Genomic DNA, 22,607 nt, shown 5'->3' with positions numbered 1-22,607 from the left:
GCCGCGCTTTTGGGAGAGCATGATCGATCGCGTCTCGTGTTGCTCCTTCAATGAGTGAGAAAATGTTGCGCGACGTCTACGCCGAACGCGCCGGCCCACGCCGCGGCGACGACGAGAATAAGTCCGGGAACCAGCCGCAGCGCGAACGACGATCCGCCGCTGGTCCATGCCACGACGATCTTGCTGATCGTATTCATCGACAGCGCGGCCAGGATCGGCAGCACGGCTGCGGCGGCGTCGATCTTGCCGGAAGCGGCGAGCGTGGCCGCGGCCACGGCAGGCGCATGCGTGTCGGCGAGGCCCGCGACCGCTGCGCCGAGCACGAGGCCGGTTTCGCCGAACATCTCGCGCAGGCCGGCGGAGATCACCATCACCGCGGAGATCGTCGCGGCCAGCATCACGGCGCCCGGCAGGCTGAAGGCGCGTCCGGGCTCGAGCTCCGCGCTGCTCGCCTGACGCAGGCCGGCGATGGTGAAGATCGCTCCATAGGCCGCCGCGGCCGCACCGGCGCAGAGCAGCGGGACCAGCAGCGCCCGCAGCGCGGCGGGGCTCGTTGCGGCGAGAACCGCAGCGAGTTGGATGACGGTCGCAAGGGTCGACAGCGTCGCGCCGGCCGCGGCTGCCCCGCGCAGCTCCGGCGTGGTGCGCGCCCGTGCGCCCATCGCGCCGATCGTCGCCGTGCTGGAAATGAAGCCCGATGCGAAGCCCGAGACGGCGAGGCCGCCACGGGCGCCGAGCAGCCGCATCGAGACATGGCCGGCGGCGCCGATCGCCATCATGAGGACGACCAGCATCCAGATCGCACGCGGATTGAGCGTGCCGAACGGACCGAGCGGCCGATCGGGAAGCAGCGGCAGGACCACGAGGGTGGCGGCGGCGAAGATCAGGCCGTCCCTGAGCTCGCTTTCGCTGAGCACCGAGCGGACGAAATCGTGCAGCACCGGTCGCGCGGCAAGCAGCACCGCCAGGATGACGGCGACCCCTGCGGCCAGAGCCGCATGCTCGGTGGCGAGGCCACCGAGCAGAACGGTCAGGACGAGCGCCGTTTCCGATGTTAGTCCGGGATCGTCGCTACGGGACCGCAGATATGCGATCGCCACCAGGGCAATGACCCCGGCGGTGACGACCGCCAGCAGCGTCCTGCCACCGGCCAGCATGCTGACGGCGCCCGCGAGCGATGCCGCGGCAAAGGTCCTCAGCCCGGCGGGCCCGCGCCCAGGCCCCTCGCCCTTACGGCGCTCGCGCTCCAGGCCGATCAGGAGGCCGATGCCGAGTGCGACGGTGATCGCGATGATCTCGGGGCTCGGCGCCAGGCTCATGACGTCCGGCATTGGTCAGACCGACTGTTGCAGTGTCCAGGTCCCGTCATGGTGCGACGAACGCGCTGATGATCATCAGCATGCACGTGACGAGACCGATGGCAGGGATCCAGAGCGGCACCCGGACATGCCCGGTGGGCGACGCGACGTTGCGGGCCCGGATCCGCAGCAGGCACAGATTGACGACGGCGAAGATCGTGAGCGTGACCAGCGACGTCCCCTCCGCCAGGCGCTCCAGCGGAAAGCTCAGCGCGAGCGCCGCAACCGCCAGCATGACGAGCCCGGTCGCGATCAGCGGCGTTTCGGTGCGGCGATCGACGCGTCCCGCAATCCGCGGCAGGTCGCCCTGCTCCGCCATGCCGTAGACGACACGCGCCGTCATCGTCATCTGGGCGAGAACCGTGTTCATCGTCGACACGATGGCGATCATGTTGAATGTTGCCGGACTGATGTGCGCCACGGCGTTGAACACCAGGCTGAGCGGTGCCGGCGAGGCCGCGAGCACGGCCGGCGGCACGGCGCTGACGGCAATCGCGGCGATCAGCACGTAGAGAAGCGACGTGATCAGCAAGGTGAGCGCCATCGCCCACGGAATGTTCCGCTGCGGACTCTTGGCCTCCTCGACGACGTTGGCGAGATCCTCGAAGCCGACGAACGCGAAAAAGGCGAGCAGGCCGGCAAAGGTGATGCCGGAGAGCACGCCGACATCGAGCGGCGGCGGCACGAGCAGCGCCGGGCCGAACGACACGCCGGAGTGAACGGCCGAGACGATGATCCACAGCAGTCCGCCGGTCTCGATCAAGGTCAGCAGGCCCGCGAGCATCACCGATTCGAGAATGCCCCAGGCGGCGACGACGCCGAGCGCCCCGACGATCACCACGGCGACGAATGGCACCGGCAGATCGATCAGCTGCCGGATATAGCCGGCGCCGCCGAGCGTCACTGCGGCCGCGGCAATCACGCCGGTGGCCAGCCGCAGCGAGCCGACGGCCGTCGAGAGCAGCCGCGACTCGAACGCCGCACGGACATAGGCGGCTTCTCCGGCACTGACGGGATAGCGGGTCGCGAGCTCGGCGTAGGAGGCCGCCGTGAAAGCCATCACCGTGGCTGCCAACGCGAAGGCCCACGACGAATGGACGCCGGCGTGACCAGCGACGGCGCCGATCAGGACATAGATGCCTGCGCCCACCGTGACGCCCGTACCGTAGAGGACGAGCAATGGAAGTCCGAGCCGCCGCCGCAGGCCGGTCGGAGGCACGATGGGATCTTGCGGCACAACGGCGTCCATTCCTGATCACGACGAGCGACGGATGTTGTAGGGGCTTAATCGAGCAAGCGCGAGTTCTCTTGATCTCGGTCAACCGGACCGCGTTCGCGCCCCCCAGCGCTGCGGCGTTCGGTCGCCCGTCGGCGTGACGCGCGCGGAGACATGCGTTTGCTGCCTCGCGGCGCGGTTGGCCCGAGCTGTGCTGATGATGTCCCCTCTCCGACATCGAGAGGGTGCAGGGAAGACCGAGCCTCGGCTGAGGCCCGTGGCCCCCGTGCGGAGAAAATGCACGGGGCAGGAACCACAGGACCAGCCGGAAACGACCCGGCCTTCCCTGCGCGATGGTTGGAACGGCTGCTCCGCGCTCTCCTCGGGGACCGGCTTGTTTGCCCCCGTCACCCGCTGCGACGCACGAACGTCATCGCGAACTTGGCGCCAGCTTCGGGGCGCCAGGACCACACGGCTTGACCGTCCGCCACGCTGCCAGTCGTCTGCGCGAAACGCGCCTGACATCGCGCCGGCCACCACTCCCCACCTCCACGTATCGTGACGACGCGTACGTCCCTCTGCATGAGGCGGGATGGCGAGGAGATAAGCATGAATTCCGAAAATACGAAACAAGAATATTTTTCGCGGCACGGCTGGACATCGTCAAAGGATTGCGCGTGTCGGTACGACCGATTTGCCCGACGGGCAGCCTGCGATCGCCCCCTGTGCGGGGCGATTTGAACCACATCTCGCCGACGGCCGACAGATGATCCGGCATTTGGTCCAGCAGGTGTGGCTCCCGTCGCGACGGCGTCGCCGGGTGGCGCATGCGGCGGCCTGGGAGACGGACGGCAATGACGGAGACGATCGCGCGTTCACGCCGCCTCGGCTCGATCGGCAGCCTGGTGGGACTGCTCGCCCTCGTTGCAGCGATCCTGCCGCACTGGGTGCTGCCGATGATCGATCCGCCGCCGCCGATCGACAAGGTCATCGTCGACGTCGGACACCGCGTCAAGGACCGGCTGGTGGCGCACATCAAGGGCGTCGACTACCAGGCGCCGGCGCGCGAGAGATCGTGGACCGACCGGCTGCACCAGCAACTGCCCTTGGCCGCGGTGTCGCTCGGCCTGCTCGCGATCATCCTCGGCGTGATCGGCCAGCTCCGTCGCGAGGAGCGTCACATCGCGGCGATGGCGACGACGTTGGGCGGCTGCGCGATCGCCGTGCAGCTCTCCTTCGTGCTGATGGGCGTTCTGATCGTGATGGCAATCATCTATTTCGTCGGCGATTTCCTTTCGCTGTTCTGATCGCGGGATGCGCGTCCACTCATCTGCTTGCCGCGGGCGAAGCGATTTTTGTCGATCGAGATCTTTCAACGTCATTGCGAGCGCAGCGAAGCAGTCCAGGATGGTGGACGGGACTCTGGATTGCGTCGTCGCTGCGCTCCTCGCAATGACGGAGAGAAGCAGACCACCACAAACGGATGACCCATTCGTGGCCTATGTGCCACAGCGAGGCAGCGATTGCTTCCTGTACATTGCCAACGGCATCGTGATGTGATTAGTACGCCGCCGGCGTCGAGCATTCCGCTCCGCCGAACGAGGAGAGAGCGATGACTGCGATCATCCGTTGCTCCGCCAGGAGCCGCCGGGCCTGATCCTCGCGTGAGGCGAGGTGTGGCTAGGCACGCGTGCGTTCGCGCGCGCTGTTAGTCCCCTACCATATCTCCTGATCTCTCCAAGGTACCCACATGGGCAATTCCCATCGCGTGGACGGCCGTGCGCCGGTCCACGGCTTCTACTCGTCCAGCTCCTGGATCGAGGGCGCCGCCGTGCGCCAGCTCGAAACGGTGGCTGATATCGACGGCGTGCGCGCGGTCGCCGGCCTGCCGGATCTGCATCCCGGCAAGTTCGGCCCCGTCGGCTGCGCCATTCTCGCGGACCACATCCACCCGGCCTTCGTCGGCTCCGACGCCGGCTGCGGCATGGCACTGTTCGCACTCGACCTCGCCGCGCGCCGCATCCCCGTCGACAAGGCGGCGGACAGGCTGCGCGACATCGCCAAGCCCTATGACGGCGACATCGCAGGCGAGCTGGCCGCGCATGAGCTCGCGCCATCGGACTTCGATGCCTCGCTCGGTACGATCGGCGGCGGCAATCACTTCTGCGAGTTGCAGGCGGTCGAGCAGGTGTTCGATGCGACCTGCGGCATCGATCGCGATCGCGCCTATCTGCTGGTGCATTCGGGCTCGCGCGGCCTCGGCCATGCGCTGCTCGAACGGCAGGTCGCGGATGGACTGAGACCGCTCGCGCCTGACAGCGCGGACGGCCAGGCCTATTTCGCGGCGCATGACCATGCGTTGCGCTGGGCCCGGCTCAACCGCGGCCTCATCGCGCGGCGTGCGGCGGCGGCGTTGCGCTGCGAGGCCGATCCCGTCTGCGAATGCTCGCACAATTGCGTGGTCCATCGCCGCGAGGGCGTGCTGCACCGAAAGGGAGCGGCGCCGTCCGACCAGGGGCTCGTCGTCGTGCCGGGCTCGCGCGGCGCGCTGTCCTATCTGGTCGCGCCGCTCGCCACGGCGCCGAAGGAGGCGCTGTGGTCGATCGCGCATGGCGCCGGTCGCAAGTTCGACCGGTCGTCGATGATCGGCCGGGTCGGTGCGACCAAGTCGGATCGCGAGCGGCTGGCGCGCAATCCGTTCGGCGGCCGCGTGATCTGCGAGGACCGTGCGCTGCTCGCCGAGGAGGCGCCGGAGGCATACAAGCCGATCGCCGGTGTCATCGCCGATCTCGAGGCGTTCGGGCTCGCGCGCGTCGTCGCGAGCTTCCGGCCGCTGGTGACGGTGAAGAAGATCGCCACGATGCGGCGGCACAAGGAGGACCGCCGATGAGACGGCTGCTCCTCACATCGGGGCGCGGTCCGGCCGAGTGCCGGATCGCGGTCGCCCATGCGCTCACGCGGCTCGCAAGCGAGGCCGAGGCCGCGGAGTGCGACTGCGCGATTGCGCGCAGCGACGCGGAACGTCATGGACCCGCCAGCGCGATCGCCGTGCTGGATGGGCCGGGCGCCGGCGCGCTCGCGCAACGCTGGACGCAGGGCTCGCTGCTCTGGGTGTGCCGCAGTCCGCTGCGGCCGCATCACGGCCGCAAGAACTGGTTCGTCGGCGTCGTCGATCTGCCGCTGCCCGCGCAGATCCCGGCGCTCGCAACCGGCGACGTCAGGTTCGAGAGCTTCCGCGCCGGCGGTCCGGGCGGCCAGCACCAGAACAAGACCGAGAGCGCGGTGCGCGCCGTGCATTTGCCGAGCGGCCTCGCGGCGATCGCCCGCGACGGCCGCTCCCAGCACCGAAACAAGGCCCTGGCGCTCGCGCGCCTTGCGGCGTTGCTGGACGGGCAAGCCCGCCTGGCCGAGGCTGGCGAGGCGCGCCTGATGCAAGCCGCGCACGACCGTGTCGAACGCGGCGCAGCCGGTCTGCGCTTCGAAGGGCCGGCGTTTAGGTCCGCAGGGTGATAAAGGAGCGGCCACGGAATGAACCGCCATGGCCGCCCCACGCCGCGCGAACACCCGCGCCCCTCGCTTGCGGGGCCAACTCCTTCGACGTCCAGACTTTTGCGCTCGTCTGTCTCCACGCCGTCATGGCGGGCTTGTCCCGGCCATGACGGAGAAACTAACTCCCGGCCCCCTTCGTAGCGCTGCCTCTTACTGCCTCATGCGATTGCCAGGAGCGCGCACGCGGGGCGTTGCGTACCGAAGGAGCCACAAGCAGCCGAACTAAGCGCCGGATCATTGGACCGGGTCGATGCGTGCGGCTATCATCTAATAAGAACGGTCAAATGTTCATCTAATGAACGCAACAATCTGGAGGATGGAATGCTCTGCAGATCGACGGCGCTCGCGATGCTCGGTGTGGGTCTCCTGCTCGCAGGCCCGGCGCCTGTTCTAGCTCAGCAGGCGGAGGTCAATTCGCCCGATCTCGTCCTCGTCAACGGCAAGGTTCTGACGCTGGACGAGCAATCCAGCGTGACCGAGGCGATCGCCGTCCGCGACGGCAAGATTCTCGCGGTCGGAAACAGCGCATCGATGCGGGCGCTCGCCGGAGCGCGCACGCAGGTGCTAGATCTCGCGGGCAAGACCGTCGTTCCAGGATTGATCGATACGCATGCGCACTTCAGGGCGGCTGGACTTGGCGACTACGTCGTCATCATGGGCCGGGCGAAGACGGTCGCGGACGCGCTCGAGGCCATCAAGGCCTTCGTCGCCAAGAGGAAGCCGGGCGAGTGGATCGTTGGCGGCGCGTGGCATCCGCCGTCACAGCTCGCCGAGAAGCGCTATTTGACGCGGCAGGAGATCGACAGCGTCGCGCCTGATAATCCGGTCTACCTGCGCACCGTCGGGCATTTCTCGATGGCCAATTCGATGGCTTTGCAGAAGGCCGGCGTCGACAAGACCACCGCGAACCCGGACGGTGGCTCGTTCGAGCGCGACGCCGCCGGCGAACTGACCGGCCTCCTCTTGGAGACCGCGATCGACCGGGTCGAGAAAGCCGTTCCGCCCTGGACCGAAGAGGATGAAATCAGACAGTTCACGATTGCCGAACGCGCGCTGAACAGTTTCGGCATCACGAGCGCCGTCGAAGGCGCCACGGAAGCGCGTGACATCCGCACACTCCAGAAGCTCGCCGCGTCCGGACGGGCGACGCTGCGGACGGGATTGATGTACAGACCGGAGCCGCCCGCCGATCTCAACGCCTGGGACGCGATCATGTCAGGGAATGGCGCTGCGTCGGGATTCGGCGACGACTGGGTCAGGTTTGCCGGCATCAAGATCTTCTACGACGGCGGCATGACGCTGAAGACGGCGCTGATGCGCGACGTCTACCCGGACTCCCACGACAACTACCATGGCATCGCGCAGCAGACGCCCGAGCGGCTGGCGCAACTTGTCTCGATCTGCAATCGCCACGGCTGGCGCGTCGGCGTGCACGTCGTCGGCGATCTCGGCATCGATCAGGTGCTCGACGCCTTCGAGGCGGCCGACAAGGAAAGGTCCATAAAGGATCGTCGTTTCGTTCTGATCCATGCGAGCCTGATCAGGCCCGAGCAGATGGAGCGCGCGCGCAAGCTGGGGCTCAGGGTCGATTTCCAGAACGTCTTCATGTGGGACAAGGCTGCGACCGTCGAGCGCTTCCTGGGGCGGCCGACAGCCGATCGCGCCGTACCGACAAAGACCCTGATCGAGACGATGGGGCTGGACAATCTCGGTGCCGGGTCAGACTTTCCCGTCAACCCGATCAACCCGTTCCTCAACATGTACATCATGGTGACGCGGAAGGATCCGAGCGGCAAGGTCTACGGCGCGGCGGAGGCGATCAGCCGCGAGCAGGCGCTTCGCCTCTACACCTCGGCCGCGTCGCGCTACACGTTCGACGAAACGCGAAAGGGGACGATCCAGCCGGGCAGGCTTGCCGATTTTACGGTGCTGTCGGCAGACTACATGACCGTGCCGGACGAGCAGATCAAGGACATCAAGGCGGATATCACGCTCGTCGGTGGCAAGATCGTCTTTCAGCGCTGACGAGAGCCAGCCGTTTCTCAAGCGACGATCAGACTATTGCGCTCGTCCGTTTCCACGTCGTCATGGCCGGGCTTGTCCCGGCCATCCACGTCGTTCGGCGCACTGGGAAGGACATGGATGCCCGGGCAAGCCCGGGCATGACAGAGAAACTAACTGGCAGGCTTGTTCGTCGGCACGACCTTTTCCCACATGCGATTGCCGTGAACGCAGGTCCGAGGGCATCGCGGGCCGAAGGAGCCATGCGCCATCTGAGGAATCCTCATGCCCATCATGCCTCACATTCGCACATGACATTGCGCTGCGAAACGGCTAAGCGGTCCGCCCTCCCCGGACGGAAAACGAGACGAGCATGGCGGCAGCGGCCCATTGCGGCATCGACTTCGGCACTTCGAACACCACGGTCGGCCTCAGCGATGCAGCCTCCGCGGCGCTCATCCCGCTGGAGGGCGAGCAGCGGACGTTGCCGAGCGCGATGTTCTTCGATTTCGAGGATCACGGCGTTCAGTTCGGGCGCGCCGCCATCGAGCGCTATCTGACCGGCCATGACGGCCGCTTCATGCGCGCGCTGAAGAGCATTCTCGGCACCGCGCTGATCCATGAGAAGACCTATATCCGGCAGAAGGCGGTGCCGTTCTCCGGCATTCTCGGCTTCTTCTTCGCGCATCTGAAGAGCCAGATCGAAACGCGTCTCGGCCACGAGGTCGACCAGGTCGTGCTCGGCCGCCCCGTGCGCTTCGTCGACAAGGACGACGCCGCCGATGGCGAGGCGCAGGCCGCGCTGGAAGGAATCGCGCGCGAGCAGGGCTTCAAGCACATCGCCTTCCAATACGAGCCGATCGCGGCCGCGCTCGACTATGAGCAGCAAGTGAGCCGCGAGGAGCTGGTGCTGATCGTCGACATCGGCGGCGGCACCTCGGACTTCTCGATCGTGCGCGTCTCGCCCGAGCGGCGCGGCAAGGCCGATCGCGAGGACGACATCCTCGCCAATGGCGGCATTCACATCGGCGGCACCGATTTCGACCGGCTGCTGAGCTTGAGGAGCGTCATGCCGCATCTCGGCTATGGCAGCCTGACCGCCGACGGCAAGCGCGAGCTGCCGACCGCCTATTATCACGAGCTCGCCACCTGGCATCGCATCAACCAGCTCTACAAGAAGGGCGTGATCCACGAGCTGCGCCAGATCCGCTACGAGGCCGAGCGGCGCGATCTCGTCGACCGCTTCATCAAGGTGGTGGAGGAGCATCGCGGCCATACGCTGGCGATCGGCGTCGAGCAGGCCAAGATCGCGCTGACCGCGGCGAAGTCGCTGACCTCGGTGCTGTCGGAGAAGGACGAGTGGGCGCGCATCAAGTTCACGCGCCGCGATTTCGACCGCGCCATCGCCGATTCCGTCGCGCGCATCGTCCGGACCGTGACCACGCTGCTCGATGACGCCGCGGTGGACGCCGCCGCCATCAACACGATCTTCCTCACCGGCGGCTCGAGCATGGTGCCGGCGCTGCGCCAGGCGATCCTGGCGCTGTTTCCTGCGGCGCGGGTCGCCGAGACCGATCTGCTCGGCAGCGTCGGCCTTGGGCTTGCGCTGGACGCGCGGCGCAAGTTCGGCTGAAGGAGCGGCTCATTCGGGGGAGGCTGCGGCGGCCGGCCGCGCCGGCCTTTTCGGCGCGCCCTGAAGCTGGGTTCGGGTCACGGGATGCGGCACGGCCGACGCCGGCTCGGCGACACGGACGGGCGCAGGCTTTGCCCGAACGGGCCGAGCACCGGCCGGTCCGGTCCGCCCCGGCTCTCCGGCCCGGATGATGCCCCAGGGTCCGGCATTGGCCGCAGGCGGCGCAGATCCCGAGCCGCTTCGGCTCGCGCGCTGCGTCCGCGGCAGCTCCGCGCGCGGCACCGGCGCCGAGGCGGGGACGGCCTCGGGAGGCGCGTCCAGCCGGGACATGGCGACGGCGGGCTCGGCCTTCGCACTGACGGCGAGCGTCAACGCGGGTTCGACGACGAGAGCGACCGGCGCGGGCGATGCGGCTTCCAACGGAGTTGCGTGCACCGCTCGCTCCTCAGGCAAGTCCACGAGGGCCGGAGCGATGACAGCAGCGGCCTCGCGTCGGGCATCGGTCGTATCGTCGGCCAGCCTGTGAAGCATATGGCTCGGCAGCAGGAACCCCGCCGCGGTCAAGGCGACGGCCACGCTCCGGCCGAGCCCGACCTTCATGGAGTGAGCCGGGGCCGGCAGCGCACCAGCGGCCCGCCAAGCCATGTCGACGCCGGCCACCGCAATGAACGCCGCAAGACCGAGGCTGCCGCCGACCATCGGCAGAACCGTCGAAGCCTGGACCAGAACCACGGTGAGGGTCAGCGCGGCCACGATCGGCTGCAGCGCGCCGGACAGCCGCTGCGGCGACGACATGCCGAGAAAACATCCAGCATAATAGGCATCGACCAGACAGCGTTCATCGGACCAAAGCCCATGCATGATTGCCATTCCGGCAAACGCCAGGGTGGCCGAGACGAAGGTGCGGGCCGCCCGCCCCGACTCTGCAACGTGCGGAAGCCGTTGCATCAAGAGTGTCAGCACCGTTCCGGTGAAACAGGCCGCAAGAATCGCCAGCGAGCCGCCAAGCTCCCGGTCGAACTGATTCAGGTGCGCCAGATGGAGCGTTTCGCCGTGCCCGGCGAGCCAGGGCCCGAGGCTGACGAACAGCAGCGATCCGAGCGCAGCCAGTACGCCCAAGCGTCCGCCATAGCCCTGCAACAGCACGATACGTTGACGGATTTCGATCGCGGTGAAAATGCAGAACAGCAGGCCGCAAAAAATCGACAGCAGATAAAGTGACGCCTCCTGAGGCAATCCGGTGCGAACGACGCTTTCGCTGAGCTGTCCGATCGGCGTCATGCCGCTGAAGCTGCCGCCATAGACCGAGGACGAGAACGTGGTGGCTGCAAGATTGTCGGGAGACGTAATGACCAGACCTGCGCACAGCACGACCGTCACCGCCGCCGAGGCAAGCGCGGGTGACAGGCCCAACGCACTCAGATGCAACGTCGCGAGGCAGCCGAGACAAGCGCCCGCAAAGGACACGAGAAGCGCGACACAGAGATCGAAACGCCGCGGCTGAGGACGCGGCTCGAACAGGACCGGCAGGCCTGTTCGCCATGGCGCGCAATCAGAGGCCTGCTGCATCTGCGAACCACCCCCATGTGGATCGACCGGGCTTCTCATCTCGCCCTGACCACCGGACGAGCCCCCCTAAGCACCGCACGGTGCACGATGAAGTGGAAACATGGCGAAACGCGTGCGGAGGTGTGGCGGTGGCGGGTTATCGCCTCAAAAAGGCTTGGCGTCTGCCGTCAGGGGGCCGCCGAGGTCGACGGGTCGGGCCTCCACTCCGGTGCAGGCTGCACATCCTGGCGAGCCATGATGCGCGGGCGCGGCGACGAGTGCGGGACCACGCGCGCCTGGCTGCGCTTGGGCAGCATCGTCGGCACCGTGGCCACCTGGCCGTAGCGGACGACGCGCCGCTGCGGCTCCGAGGGGATCGGCGCAGGCGCGGCCGGACTTTGCTCGCTGGATCGGCGCGCCGGGGACGGCTCTCCGGCGTCCGGCCGCAGGATCTGCATGGGAAGCTCTGGCACCGGCGCGTTGACCGGCTTCTCGCCGGGTACACCGCCCTCCCCTCTTGCCTCGTCGGCCGGCGCCGCCTGCCGCACCGGCGCAACCGGCTTTGCCACCGACAGCGTCGAAGCTGCGGGCTCCTCGCGCGGCTGCTCGAACAGCAGCTCGCTCGACAGCAGCACCGCGAGGATCGCCAGGGTGGCGAGAAGACCGCGCGACCACGCGATCATGGTCTGTCGCGGCGATTCCCCTGCCTCGATGAACAGCCGTACGCCGGCGTCGACGAACATCACCGAGACGAAGGCGACATAACCGAGGCTGCCGCCGACCGCGGGAAGGATCGGGTATGTGAAGATCACGAGAGCCGTGAGCAGCACCGCCGCGGCCATCGCCTGCGGCAGGCTGCGCAGCCGGCGCGATGACGACATGCCGAGAAAGCAGCCGGCGAAATAGGCATCGAGCTCGGGGGCGTTGCCGGGGACGAATTGCAGCAGCAGGACCAAGCCGACGAACGCCACCGTCGCCGCGACGACGATGCGCACCGCACGCCGCGATCCTGCGACGGGGGCCCAGCGCAGCGCCGCCATGGTCGCCAGCATGCCCGCCGTGCACAGCAGGAAGGTGATCGCCGCAGCGCCGAGACCGAGCTCCGGCACAGGCCGGCGTGCGATCGGAAACAGCTCACCGTCGGCGCCCAGCAGCGGCGCCAAGCCGACGAACAGGAAGGATGCGACGGCCGCAAGCGCGCCCAGCCGTCCGCCATAGCCGCGGGCCAGCCCCCCGCGCAGCCACATGTCGAGCGCACATCCGAGACAGAACATCAGGCCTGTGAACAGCGACAGCAAGGTGAAGGCGGCATCGAGCGGCAGACCGGCGCGGATCACGCTCGCGTTCAACAGCGCCACCGGCGTCATGCCGACGAAGCTGCCGCCATAGGCCGATGAGAAGAACGTGCTCGGCACCAGATCCGCGGTGCGCGTCAGAATCAGCGACGCACAGAGCAGCAGCGCGGCAGCCGCAGACGCGACCTGCGGCGACAGACCGGATGCGCTGAGATGCAGGGTCATCAGACAGCCGAGGAAGGCGGCAATGAAGGAGGCCAGCGGCGGACAGCCGAGCTGAAACAGCTCGGAGCCGTAAAAAGGCATTGGCCGGCTCAGCTGCCGCGTGCGCCACATGTGTGGATCGAACGCACGCTGCGCCTGTGACCCACGCGACCGATGTCCCGCCGTCCCGCGATTCATGTCCAACACCTCATCGGGCGCAACCCTGAGCCCGTCCCGCCTCCGATACCTGCGGCGGTTGTACACACGCTGCATCCCTGCAATTGCGTGCATTCGATTCATGCACCGCAATGCAGCGTTGTGGAAGTATCCGGTTCCATCACACGGTCGAAAGTCTCCCGTAACCTTAATCGGGGTAACGTCTTCGATGAATCAACGAGATAGCTCGTTCACGCGGTGGCGCGGGCTGGACTTGCGATCCGCGTTGGTTAACGCCACCATGGCCCATGCTCACGCCCACGTTGCATACTGCTCGCCTGGTGTTGCGCCCGCTCGCGCGCAGCGATGCGCCGGCGATCCAGCGCCACTTCAACAACTGGAACATCATCCGCTCCCTCGCCACCATCGTGCCCTGGCCGTATCCGGACGATGGCGCCGAGACCTTCGTCAGGCTGCAACTCGACAAGATCGCGGCCGGCGAGGAGATCCATCAATGGGTGCTGGTTCTGCGGGACGGCGACGGCACGGCAATCGGCAACGTCCACTTCCGGCCGCGCGTCGAGTCCCGTAAATGCCATCGCGGCTTCTGGCTCGCGGAGCCCTATTGGAATCAGGGACTGATGACCGAGGCGATCGCAGCGGTGAACGACTTTGCCTTCGGCCCGCTCGGGCTCGACGCGTTCTACGTCTGCAACGTCGCAAGCAATGTCGCCTCGCGCCGGGTGAAGCAGAAGACCGGCGCCGAATTCTCCGGCTTCATCGACCTCGCGCATCACACGGGTGAGACCCGATCGGAGCGATGGATCGTGCGGCGGGAGACCTGGTTGCGCTGCCGGAGCTCGCAGCAGCCTCCCGCCTGAGATCGTCAGACGCCGGCCATCACGTCGATCACCGCCTGCGCAAAGGCGTGTGGCGCCTCCTGTGGCAGATTATGGCCGATGCCGCCGGTGATCAGCCGGTGCTCGTAGCGGCCGGCGAACTTCTTGGCATAGCTCTCGGGCGCGGGATGCGGCGCGCCGTTGGCGTCGCCCTCCATCGTGATCGTCGGCACCGAGATATCCGGAAATGTCGCCAGCTTCGCCTCGAGCGCATCATACTTCGCCTCGCCCTGCGTGAGGCCGAGCCGCCAGCGATAATTGTGCACGACGATGTCGACGTGATCGGGATTGTCGAAGGCGGCCGCACTGCGGGCGAAGGTGGCGTCGTCGAACGCCCATTTCGGCGAGGCCGTCTGCCAGATCAGCTTCGCGAAATCGTGCCGGTTCTTGTCATAGCCCTCGCGGCCGCGCTCGGTGGCGAAATAGAACTGATACCACCATTGTAGCTCGGCGGCCGGCGGCAGCGGCATGCGGCCGGCCTGCTGGCTGCCGATCAGATAGCCGCTCACGGAGACCATCGCCCTGCAGCGCTCCGGCCACAGCGCGGCGATGATGTTGGCGGTGCGCGCGCCCCAATCATAGCCGGCGAGCGTCGCTGATTTGATCCCCAGCGCATCCATCAGCGCGACGATGTCGGCGGCGACCGCGACCGGCTGGCCGTTGCGCAAGGCCGTTGGCGATAGCAGCCGCGTCGTGCCGTAGCCGCGCAAATGCGGAATGATGACGCGATGACCAGCTGCGGCCAGCGCCGGCGCGACGTCGGCGAAGCTATGGATGTCATAGGGCCAGCCGTGCAGCAGGATCACGACGGGACCATCGGCGGGACCTGCCTCGGCATAGCCGATGCTGACATCCCCGGCGACGACCTGCCTGATCGGCCCCAACGTCGTGGCCGTGCCCGGCCTGATCGCAGGAAGCTTCGATCCCGGCTTGAAGGTCCCGGCCTTCGCAACATGGGAACCGAGTTGAAAGGCGGCGATGGCGGTTCCCGCCAAGTTCAGGAAACGGCGGCGGCTATGCTGAAGGACGGTCGGCATGACGAAGCTCCTGGTTCGGATATGCCGGCCCCTTGTGCGCGATGTGAGCAAGATGCGCTTGGAGAGGGCTTTGATTTTTCCTTGAGACCAGCTTGATTTTGCGTGAGGAGAAGATGGACCGGTTCCCGCGGCAGCGATGGCGGCGCATGTGGTGTATTGCTTCGACGATTTCGTACTCGACGCCGGCCGCCGCGAGCTGCGCCGCGGCGGCCATCTGATTGCGCTGGAACCGCAGGTGTTCGACCTGCTGACATTCCTCATCAGGAGCCGTGACCGCGTCGTCAGCCGCGACGAGATCCTCGCCGAGATATGGGGCGGCCGCATCGTCTCCGAGGCGACGCTGGCGAGCCGCATCAGCGCAGCACGGAGCGCCATCGGCGACAGCGGCGAGGCACAGCGCCTGATCCGCACCGTCCCGCGCAAGGGCCTCCGCTTCACGGGCGAGGTCAGCGAGCAGGCCGAGGCCGCCCGGACGCCGACCGCCGCCGCTGCGACGTCGGTCGACGGCCCCGCCATCGCGGTGCTGCCGTTCACCAACATGAGCAGCGATGCCGCGCAGGACTACTTCGCCGACGGCATGGTCGAGGACATCATCACGGCACTGTCCCGCTGCAGCGGGCTCGCCGTGATCGCCCGCAACTCGTCGTTCACCTACAAGGGCAAGGCGGTCGACATCCGCGAGGTCGGACGCGAGCTCGGCGTCGGCTACGTGCTCGAAGGCAGCGTGCAGCGTGCCGGCGCGCGCCTGCGCATCAGCGGGCAGTTGATCGACGCTCGCTCCGGCGCGCATCTGTGGGCCGACCGATTCGATGGCGACGTCAGCGACATGTTCGCGCTGCAGGACCGCATTACCGAAAGCGTGGTGGCCGCCATCGAACCGACCCTGGAGCTCGCCGAAAGCGCGCGGCGCCGCGCGCTGCCGCGACCCGACGCCTATGATCTGGTGCTGCGCGCTGCCAGCCTGCGCGACGCCTTCACTCCGGAGAGTCTCAAGGCCGCGCTCGGCTGTCTCGACGAAGCGCTGGCGATCGATCCGGGTTATGCGCCGGCGATGGCCGCGAGCGCCTATTGCCAGGCGCTACGCCATTTCCAGGGCTGGAGCGATCCCGGCGAGACCTATCGCGAGACGGCCGTCGCGTTGGCGTGGCAGGCGAGCGAGCGCGCCCCCGGAGATGCGCAGGTGCTGTGGATGGCGGCCTTCGCGATCTGGAACATGGCCGACGACATCGCGCCTGCGCGCGAGCTGTTCCAGCGCTCGCTCGCCATTAATCCGAATTCGGCGATGGCGCTCACCATGAGCGGCTGGATCGAGGCCATGGCCGGGCGCCCGGCCGAGGGGCGGGCGATGGTCGAACGCGCCTTGCGGCTCAATCCGCGCGATCCGCGCGGCTGGTTCACGGCCGGCGCCATGGCGATCTGCGCTATGGCCAGCGGCGACCTGGCAGAGGCCATCGCCTGGGCCGAGAAGGCGCTCAGTCAAAACCGCCGATTTGCCGTCGCGCTGCGTGTCCTGATCGTCGCCTGGGTCGGAATCGGAGAGATGGATCGGGCCGCCGACATCGCGCGCCAGCTCCTGAGCGTGGAGCCTCATCTCACGGTGACGGGGTTCTTGAAACGCATCCCGTTCCCCGTGCGCACCATGGCTACAACCTATGCGGAAGCTCTTCGCGCAGCAGGCGTGCCCGATTAGACCGATAACGTGCAGAACCGCGCAGCTACAGCTGCAAACCACGTCATTTCAGCAAAGTCGCGAAACTTCGCCGCACCCTATTCACACTACCTTAGGTTCCAATCCGTAGTTTCGCGGACGTCTTCTGGGGCTGAACTCGCGGACGTGGCAAGGGGAACCGATGAAGAAATTGCTTCTTAAATTTTACGAGGATGAATCGGGCGCGACCGCCATCGAATACGGCTTGATCGCTGCCGGCATTGCGCTCGCGATCATCACGATCCTCAACCGGCTCGGACTGACGATCGAGGGCATCTTTACGACGTTGACGACCAAGTTGAACGGCGGCTGATCGAAGCACTTCGTCTGGATGGCGTTCTCAGGACCGGAGCAATCCGGTCGCCATGGTCGGACGGGCCGGGCCCTCGGGTCCGGCCTTTGCTTGTCTGGCCCCTTGTCGTCTCAACGACTCTTCCCGGACTCAATGCGCCATGCTGCGCCCGGCTTCCTCGCAGGCGCTCAGGCAGCGGCGGCAGGATTCGGCGCAGATCCGGCAATGCGCATGCATGCGAGCGTGCTTCTCGCATTCCTCGGCGCAGAACCGGCAGGCCGCCGCGCAGGCGTCGAGCATGCGCCGGATCATCTCCTGATCCGATCCGGTGCGCCGGGTCGCCATACGGCCCGTGATGGTGCAGACATCGGCGCAATCGAGGTTGAGCCGGATGCATTGCGTCAACTCGGCGACATTGTCCTCGGCGAGACAGGCATCGGCGCAGGACGTGCAAGTCTGCGCGCAGGAATAGCATTCCTCGATGCAGCGCACGAGCGCGTCGTCGACACGGCCGCGGACATGCGGATGGGTTTCGATCATCTGTTGGGCGTGCATGGCAAACTCCGAGAGCTGGCCCCCTCAGGGTCAATGATGATCCGCCGAGAAGGTTCTTAAGTCGGAGCCCTGCTTGGAAGCCTCGATCTCATCCGGAACGGTTCGCCGGCGAAGCGGTTGTCGTTGCGCATGCCGGGTGACAACCGGCCACAATGGGGAACGGCGGACGCAGCTGATTTTGCCGGTTTCTGGCTGCGACATCAACGTATCGGTACGCGCTGACGCCTAACCTGTTCCCGGCATGCATCCTTCGTCTTCGGCGCGATCCGGTGCGCGGCAGCTCAACTGCCGTGACAGCAGCTGCCGCCGCCTGCCGCTCCCGCCGGCGTGTCCGCACTGAGCACGCTCTTCGCGTTGCGGTCCGGCGGAATGTCGAAGCCGGCATTGGCGGCGAAGAAGCCGACCGGCTTGAGCACGAAGCCGGCATATTCGACCGGCATCACCGGAAAATCCTCCGGCTTGCACACATGGGTGTGCCCGAAGGAATGCCAGACCACGATGTCGGTGTTCTCGATCGTGCGGTTCTGCTGGATGTAGCGCGGCAGACCGTCGCCGCCGGCATGCACGTTCGGATAGTCGCCGCTGGCGTACTTCTCAGCCGGATCAAAGGCGGTGACCCAGACGTGCCTTGTGGCGAAGCCGCCGCGACTGCGCACGAAGCTGCCCTCCTGCGCCAGCATCAGCGGGCTCGGATTGACCACGAGCTTGTAGCCGGGCGAGGCTCCGACGGAGTTCTTGACGTTGGGATTGGAGATCTTCCAGTAGCGGCCGGTCTCGCCATTGGCGATGCGCGCGGCGTCACGCTCGCGCGACAGCACGCGACTCGTGGTATCGAATGCGTTGCCGTGCGGGTTGTCGCGCCCCCACGGACGCGGCACGAATTCGTGCTCGCTGACTGTGTTGCCGCCGCCGTCGTTGCCGCCGCCGTCGATGTCCATGTGCAGGCGTACGTTGAAGAAGTGCTGATGCGTCGGGCCGCCGAGATCGTCGTCGACCATGCCGCCCCAGGGATAGGTCGCACCCGGCGCAACCGCCGCCGTCTGGATGATGCCGGTGAGCTTGCATTCGAGCTGGATGGTGCCGTCCTGGTACAGGTACCAGTAGAAGCCGTAGTCGTAGTTGCCGACGGTGGCGAAGAAGCTGATCACGAGACGTCGCGAGCGCCGCACCTCGAACAGGCCGTTGCGGAATTCGTAATGCTTCCAGAGGATGCCGTAGTCCTCCTCATGCATGCAGATCGCGTTCTTCATCACGAACGGCTCGCCCTTGCTGTCTGCGGCCGGCACGTCGAAGTAATGGATGTTGCCGAGACAGTCGCAGCCGAGCTCGAGCGCGTTCGCCAGCATGCCGAGGCCGTATTCGCCGGCGTCGAACGCCGACTTCCAGAAGTGGTTGGCGGTTGGATCGGCGTAGGGCACCACCATCTCGGTGACGCTGGCGCGGTGGATGATCGCCCGCTTGCGCGCGCCGTCCTGATAGGAGAGCTGATGCAGCACGAGACCTTCGCGCGGCGTGAAGCCGACGCGGAAGCTCCATTTCTGCCAATCGACCTTCCATCCGTCGACGGTGAAGCTCGGCCCCTGGGGCTGCTCGATGTTGAGCGGCTTGATATCGGTGCGTGGGGCCGTCATCTCATGGGCGCCGTAGTTGCGCTTCTTGCGCGGGATCGGAATGACCGGATCCGCGTCGGTGAGATCGATGACTTTGCCGGCGATCAGGTCGACCACCGCGACGACGCCCTCGATCGGGTGGGCATAGCCGTTGTCCTGCGGATGCTCGCGAAAGAAGCTGACGGCGCGGACGATGCGGGCGCCGCGCTCGAACGGCAGGTCGAAAAAGCCGGACGAGAACGGATCGACCTGCACCAGCTCGATGTCCTTGTCCGTGAGGCCGCGCCGGTGCATCGCCTTGCGCCAGCCGGGATCGGCCTTCACCGCCGCCTCGCAGCGGAAGAACTCCTCCAGCATCACGGGCGGCTGGCCATAGGGCGCCTCTTGGTTGGGCACCGGCTTGCGGGAGACGATGCTCGGCTCGCCGAGATCGACGACATGCTCGACCGACTCGCCGTTTTGAACGTCGAGCGAGACCACGAACGCCCTGCGCGGCAGCGCCTGCCCGCCGTCAAGGGCCGCAAGCTCGGCCTTCGTCGGCTCCTCAAGCCGCACGATCGGAAAGCGGCAGCTGTCCGCCGCCGCGCATGCGCGCACCAGATTGCAGGCGGCGGCAATCTCTTCGGACGTCAGTGGGTCGAGCGGGTGGACGGCGGCGATTGCCGGAGCTGCAGCGATGTCCTGCACGATGATCTCCCTCGATCTGGTCGGTCCGCCTGGAAGGGGCAGGAGAGTACGCGCCCGACCGCGGCTTGTCTCGCCGCGAGACTGCCAATCAGACGCAGGACAGCGTTATCGAAATCGGGCAAAGTCGGCGTCTGCCGATGCGACCGGCGACCCGGCGGCGTGCATCTTGCAGGGCGGTCTCATCAGATAACGTCGTGATGCCATGAGCTTGAACCCGATGCATAGCGGGGCTGCGTGCCCGGGCCTGGTGCGGACGACCAGCGCCGACGTCGACGAGCATTGCGCGCAGCTCGGCGGCTGGCGTCTGACCTATGACCAGATCAGCGCCGGCGCTTTCCGCGGCAGCTTCACCCAATTGTCGCTGCCGCAGCTCGATATCTTCCACGAGGTCACGAGCCAGCAGGTGCGGCAGCATGGCGAACTCGGGCGCGACTGCTGCGGCCTGGCCGTGCCCTGCAGCGGCGAGGGCCCGGTGAATGTCAACGGCACGAGCATTCCGCAGGACGCGCTGATCGTTTCCTTCGATGCCGAGGTCGACATCTGCACACCGCGCGGCTTCACGTTGCGCGGCGTGACCTTGTCGGCCGGTCTCGTCGACGAGATCGCAAGCCAGCTGGCGATCGAACTGCCGCGCGATCTGCGACATCGCATGCGCGCGATGTCGGCACCGGCGGATGCGCTGGCGCGCTTCCGCGCCGCGCTGACGACGATCGACAGGCTGCGCGGCACGCAGACGGAGCCGAGGCAGAGTGCAGCGCTCGGCCGCACACTTCAAGACGGACTGCTGCTGGCGATCACTGATCTATTGTCCGACGCGCGGCCCTGCGACGACACCCGCAGCAGCGCCGCACGCAAGCGGATCGTCGATCGAGCCTGCGAGCTGATGCTGGCGTCGTCGGCCAGCCCTGTATCGCTGATGGATGTCTGCAAGGCGGTCGGCGCCAGCCGCCGCAAGCTCAGCTACTGCTTCCAGGACGTGCTCGGCACCAGTCCCCTGACCTATTGGCGCGCGGTGCGCCTCAACCGCGTGCGACGCGACCTGAAGGCCGCTCACGATCCGCGCGACGGAATTTACGACATCGCCGTGCGCCACGGCTTCTGGCACTTCAGTCAGTTCTCGCTCGACTACAAGCGCCATTTCGCAGAACTGCCATCCGAAACCCTGCGGCGCGCGCGTATGGACGCATCATCCGAGTTGAGGCACAACACCTTCCGTCACTGACGTGCGGCGTGAGCTGCCGAACAAGAAGGGCGCGCGCGCAAGTCGCCCGATGATGCGGAGGAAACATGCTGATCCCGATCGCGGATGTGCCGCGCTGGTACGCCGAGCGCAAACCGAAAGACAGTATCGCGGTTCAGCACGGACCTGATGCGCTGACCTGGGAGCAGCTCGAGCGCCGCGCCAATGCGCGCGCCCGTGCATTCATCGCCAAGGGCGTCAAGCCCGGCGACTTCGTCGCCATCGGCCTGCCGAACGGGAATGCGCTGTTCGAGACCAGTTTTGCAGTTTGGAAATGTGGCGCAACGCCGACATCGCTATCGTGGCGGCTGCCTCGGGGTGAAGCAGCGGCGGTGCTGGAGATTCTCAGGCCGTCACTCGTGGTCGGCGGCGAAGCCGATTGGAACGCGCCGAATGCGCTGCCGGCCGGCTTCACGCCGGAGGGATTTTCTGACGCGCCGCTCACAGCTCCGGTTTCTCGCTATTGGAAGGCGATGACCTCGGGCGGCTCGACGGGCCGGCCCAAGGTGATCCTCGATCATCAGCCCGCGGTGACCGACACGGCGGCCGAGCCGCCGCTGGGAATTCCGAAGGGCGCGTCGCTGCTCAATCCCGGGCCGCTGTATCACAACGCGCCGTTCATCGTGTCGCACTACGCGCTGTTCGCCGGCGGCAAGCTGACGGGCATGGTGAAGTTCGACGCCGAGGACACGCTGCGGCTGATCCAGGCGCAGCGCATCCAGTGGGTCAACTTCGTGCCGACCATGATGCACCGGATCTGGGCGCTGCCGGACGCGGTGCGCAACAGCTACGACGTGTCGAGCCTGAAGATGGTGTTCCACATGGCCGCGCCGATGCCGGCATGGCTCAAGGAGAAGTGGATCGAATGGCTCGGCCCCGAGCGCGTCTATGAGCTCTATGGCGGCACCGAGCGGCAGGGCCGGACCATCATCTCCGGCACCGAATGGCTGCAGCACCGGGGTTCGGTCGGCAAGATCGACGAATCCTGCAAGCTGCGCATCTTGGGCCCCGACGGCAACGATGTCCCGCCGGGGGAAAGCGGTGAGATCTACTTCCTGCCTGCCGATGGTCCAGGCAGCACCTATCATTATCTCGGCGCCGAGCCGAAGCGGCGCGCCGACGGCTGGGAGTCGCTCGGAGACATCGGCCGGCTCGATGCCGACGGCTATCTCTATCTCGGCGACCGCCTTGCCGACATGATCCTGCGCGGCGGCGCCAACATCTATCCGGCGGAGGTCGAGGCGGCGCTGATGGCGCATCCCGACATCCGCTCCTGCGTCGTGGTCGGCCTGCCCGATCCCGAGCTCGGCCAGCGCGTGCATGCGATCGTGGAGATCGACCGGGCCAAGGACGCGCAGGCGATCGTCGACGGCATGGGCGCGTTCCTAACCGACCGGCTCAGCCGATATAAGCATCCGGAAAGCTATGAGCTGGTCGACATGATGCTGCGCGACGATTCCGGCAAGGTCCGCCGGACCCTGCTGCGCGACGAGCGCGCCGCCTGGATCAAGGATGGACGGGATTTTCGTCTGGTGCCGACCAGGGGACGGCCGGCAGCGGAGTGAGGTCCGCGAGAATTTTTCGAACGTTTACGATGCTGGCATAGACTCCGCTTGGAG

The 22,607-nt window shown here is 66.8% G+C and carries 17 protein-coding genes; 10 read left to right on the top strand and 7 right to left on the bottom strand.

What is annotated here, in order from left to right; genetic code table 11:
• Positions 1-47 precede the first annotated feature (47 nt).
• Positions 48-1,331 carry an MgtC/SapB family protein gene (locus HL666_RS22175; protein WP_172131163.1) on the bottom strand — a complete coding sequence of 428 codons (1,284 nt, stop codon included), beginning with the start codon at positions 1,329-1,331 and terminating at the stop codon, positions 48-50.
• A 34-nt stretch (positions 1,332-1,365) separates the two neighbouring features.
• Positions 1,366-2,607 carry an APC family permease gene (locus HL666_RS22170; protein WP_172183603.1) on the bottom strand — a complete coding sequence of 414 codons (1,242 nt, stop codon included), beginning with the start codon at positions 2,605-2,607 and terminating at the stop codon, positions 1,366-1,368.
• A gap of 821 nt (positions 2,608-3,428) precedes the next feature.
• Here HL666_RS22170 and yidI point away from each other — a divergent pair.
• From yidI to HL666_RS22145, 5 genes are all read left to right on the top strand, one after another.
• A complete protein-coding gene (gene yidI / locus HL666_RS22165; RefSeq protein ID WP_172111362.1) occupies positions 3,429-3,881 on the top strand; it encodes an inner membrane protein YidI in 453 nt (150 codons plus the stop codon).
• A gap of 443 nt (positions 3,882-4,324) precedes the next feature.
• The gene (locus HL666_RS22160) at positions 4,325-5,464 is read left to right on the top strand and encodes an RNA ligase RtcB family protein (protein WP_172111363.1); all 1,140 of its coding nucleotides are present in this window, start codon (positions 4,325-4,327) and stop codon (positions 5,462-5,464) included.
• Positions 5,461-6,084, top strand: coding sequence for a peptide chain release factor H (gene prfH / locus HL666_RS22155; protein WP_172111364.1), 624 nt, complete (start codon positions 5,461-5,463; stop codon positions 6,082-6,084). The genes HL666_RS22160 and prfH overlap by 4 nt, the downstream gene beginning before the upstream one ends.
• A 387-nt stretch (positions 6,085-6,471) precedes the next feature.
• Complete coding sequence (locus HL666_RS22150) at positions 6,472-8,148, top strand: amidohydrolase (protein ID WP_376698614.1); 1,677 nt, start codon at positions 6,472-6,474, stop codon at positions 8,146-8,148.
• Positions 8,149-8,497: 349 nt separating this feature from the next.
• Positions 8,498-9,757: an Hsp70 family protein gene (locus tag HL666_RS22145; protein WP_172183602.1), complete on the top strand. Its 1,260-nt coding sequence runs from the start codon at positions 8,498-8,500 to the stop codon at positions 9,755-9,757.
• 9 nt (positions 9,758-9,766) lie between these two features.
• On the opposite strand, the gene HL666_RS22140 is transcribed toward HL666_RS22145, so the two are convergent.
• Both HL666_RS22140 and HL666_RS22135 read right to left on the bottom strand, forming a co-directional pair.
• Entirely contained in the window at positions 9,767-11,038 is a 1,272-nt protein-coding gene (locus HL666_RS22140; RefSeq protein ID WP_246741598.1) for a hypothetical protein, read from the bottom strand.
• A gap of 455 nt (positions 11,039-11,493) precedes the next feature.
• Positions 11,494-12,906: a phosphatidylglycerol lysyltransferase domain-containing protein gene (locus tag HL666_RS22135; protein WP_246739167.1), complete on the bottom strand. Its 1,413-nt coding sequence runs from the start codon at positions 12,904-12,906 to the stop codon at positions 11,494-11,496.
• A gap of 362 nt (positions 12,907-13,268) precedes the next feature.
• Here HL666_RS22135 and HL666_RS22130 point away from each other — a divergent pair, with 362 nt between their 5' ends.
• Positions 13,269-13,841, top strand: coding sequence for a GNAT family N-acetyltransferase (locus tag HL666_RS22130; protein ID WP_172183598.1), 573 nt, complete (start codon positions 13,269-13,271; stop codon positions 13,839-13,841).
• Positions 13,842-13,846: 5 nt separating this feature from the next.
• Here HL666_RS22130 and HL666_RS22125 read toward each other — a convergent pair whose 3' ends face one another.
• The gene (locus tag HL666_RS22125) at positions 13,847-14,896 is read right to left on the bottom strand and encodes an alpha/beta fold hydrolase (protein ID WP_172183596.1); all 1,050 of its coding nucleotides are present in this window, start codon (positions 14,894-14,896) and stop codon (positions 13,847-13,849) included.
• A 136-nt stretch (positions 14,897-15,032) separates the two neighbouring features.
• Here HL666_RS22125 and HL666_RS22120 point away from each other — a divergent pair, with 136 nt between their 5' ends.
• Positions 15,033-16,586, top strand: a complete 1,554-nt coding sequence (locus HL666_RS22120) for a winged helix-turn-helix domain-containing tetratricopeptide repeat protein (RefSeq protein WP_210262016.1) — start codon at positions 15,033-15,035, stop codon at positions 16,584-16,586.
• A gap of 160 nt (positions 16,587-16,746) precedes the next feature.
• Positions 16,747-16,917, top strand: a complete 171-nt coding sequence (locus tag HL666_RS22115; protein ID WP_172111370.1) for a Flp family type IVb pilin — start codon at positions 16,747-16,749, stop codon at positions 16,915-16,917.
• 129 nt (positions 16,918-17,046) lie between these two features.
• Here HL666_RS22115 and HL666_RS22110 read toward each other — a convergent pair whose 3' ends face one another.
• Together HL666_RS22110 and HL666_RS22105 are read right to left on the bottom strand one after the other, a co-directional pair.
• Positions 17,047-17,451 (bottom strand): four-helix bundle copper-binding protein, encoded by a 405-nt coding sequence (locus HL666_RS22110; protein ID WP_172131172.1) that lies wholly within the window; start codon positions 17,449-17,451, stop codon positions 17,047-17,049.
• 281 nt (positions 17,452-17,732) lie between these two features.
• The gene (locus HL666_RS22105) at positions 17,733-19,748 is read right to left on the bottom strand and encodes a primary-amine oxidase (protein WP_311976144.1); all 2,016 of its coding nucleotides are present in this window, start codon (positions 19,746-19,748) and stop codon (positions 17,733-17,735) included.
• Between the two features lie 202 nt (positions 19,749-19,950).
• Between HL666_RS22105 and HL666_RS22100 the strand changes: the two genes are divergently transcribed.
• The gene (locus tag HL666_RS22100) at positions 19,951-20,970 is read left to right on the top strand and encodes a helix-turn-helix domain-containing protein (protein ID WP_172183595.1); all 1,020 of its coding nucleotides are present in this window, start codon (positions 19,951-19,953) and stop codon (positions 20,968-20,970) included.
• 65 nt (positions 20,971-21,035) lie between these two features.
• On the top strand, positions 21,036-22,553 hold the full coding sequence (locus HL666_RS22095) for an AMP-binding protein (RefSeq protein ID WP_172183593.1): 1,518 nt from the start codon (positions 21,036-21,038) through the stop codon (positions 22,551-22,553).
• Positions 22,554-22,607 lie beyond the last annotated feature (54 nt).

It is taken from the genome of Bradyrhizobium aeschynomenes, from assembly GCF_013178945.1.
Classification (GTDB): Bacteria; Pseudomonadota; Alphaproteobacteria; order Rhizobiales; family Xanthobacteraceae; genus Bradyrhizobium; species Bradyrhizobium aeschynomenes.
This window is presented reverse-complemented; position numbering and strand designations above follow the sequence as displayed.

What these genes read in the sequence shown, in the direction of transcription:
- HL666_RS22135 (WP_246739167.1), bottom strand. Translation starts at nt 12,906, where the DNA reads ATGCCTTTTTACGGCTCCGAGCTGTTTCAGCTCGGCTGTCCGCCGCTG.
- HL666_RS22100 (WP_172183595.1), top strand. Translation starts at nt 19,951, where the DNA reads ATGAGCTTGAACCCGATGCATAGCGGGGCTGCGTGCCCGGGCCTGGTG.
- yidI (WP_172111362.1), top strand. Translation starts at nt 3,429, where the DNA reads ATGACGGAGACGATCGCGCGTTCACGCCGCCTCGGCTCGATCGGCAGC.
- HL666_RS22125 (WP_172183596.1), bottom strand. Translation starts at nt 14,896, where the DNA reads ATGCCGACCGTCCTTCAGCATAGCCGCCGCCGTTTCCTGAACTTGGCG.
- HL666_RS22115 (WP_172111370.1), top strand. Translation starts at nt 16,747, where the DNA reads ATGAAGAAATTGCTTCTTAAATTTTACGAGGATGAATCGGGCGCGACC.
- HL666_RS22120 (WP_210262016.1), top strand. Translation starts at nt 15,033, where the DNA reads ATGGCGGCGCATGTGGTGTATTGCTTCGACGATTTCGTACTCGACGCC.
- HL666_RS22170 (WP_172183603.1), bottom strand. Translation starts at nt 2,607, where the DNA reads ATGGACGCCGTTGTGCCGCAAGATCCCATCGTGCCTCCGACCGGCCTG.
- HL666_RS22095 (WP_172183593.1), top strand. Translation starts at nt 21,036, where the DNA reads ATGCTGATCCCGATCGCGGATGTGCCGCGCTGGTACGCCGAGCGCAAA.
- HL666_RS22175 (WP_172131163.1), bottom strand. Translation starts at nt 1,331, where the DNA reads ATGCCGGACGTCATGAGCCTGGCGCCGAGCCCCGAGATCATCGCGATC.
- HL666_RS22110 (WP_172131172.1), bottom strand. Translation starts at nt 17,451, where the DNA reads ATGCACGCCCAACAGATGATCGAAACCCATCCGCATGTCCGCGGCCGT.
- HL666_RS22145 (WP_172183602.1), top strand. Translation starts at nt 8,498, where the DNA reads ATGGCGGCAGCGGCCCATTGCGGCATCGACTTCGGCACTTCGAACACC.
- HL666_RS22130 (WP_172183598.1), top strand. Translation starts at nt 13,269, where the DNA reads ATGCTCACGCCCACGTTGCATACTGCTCGCCTGGTGTTGCGCCCGCTC.
- HL666_RS22150 (WP_376698614.1), top strand. Translation starts at nt 6,472, where the DNA reads ATGCTCGGTGTGGGTCTCCTGCTCGCAGGCCCGGCGCCTGTTCTAGCT.
- prfH (WP_172111364.1), top strand. Translation starts at nt 5,461, where the DNA reads ATGAGACGGCTGCTCCTCACATCGGGGCGCGGTCCGGCCGAGTGCCGG.
- HL666_RS22160 (WP_172111363.1), top strand. Translation starts at nt 4,325, where the DNA reads ATGGGCAATTCCCATCGCGTGGACGGCCGTGCGCCGGTCCACGGCTTC.
- HL666_RS22140 (WP_246741598.1), bottom strand. Translation starts at nt 11,038, where the DNA reads ATGACGCCGATCGGACAGCTCAGCGAAAGCGTCGTTCGCACCGGATTG.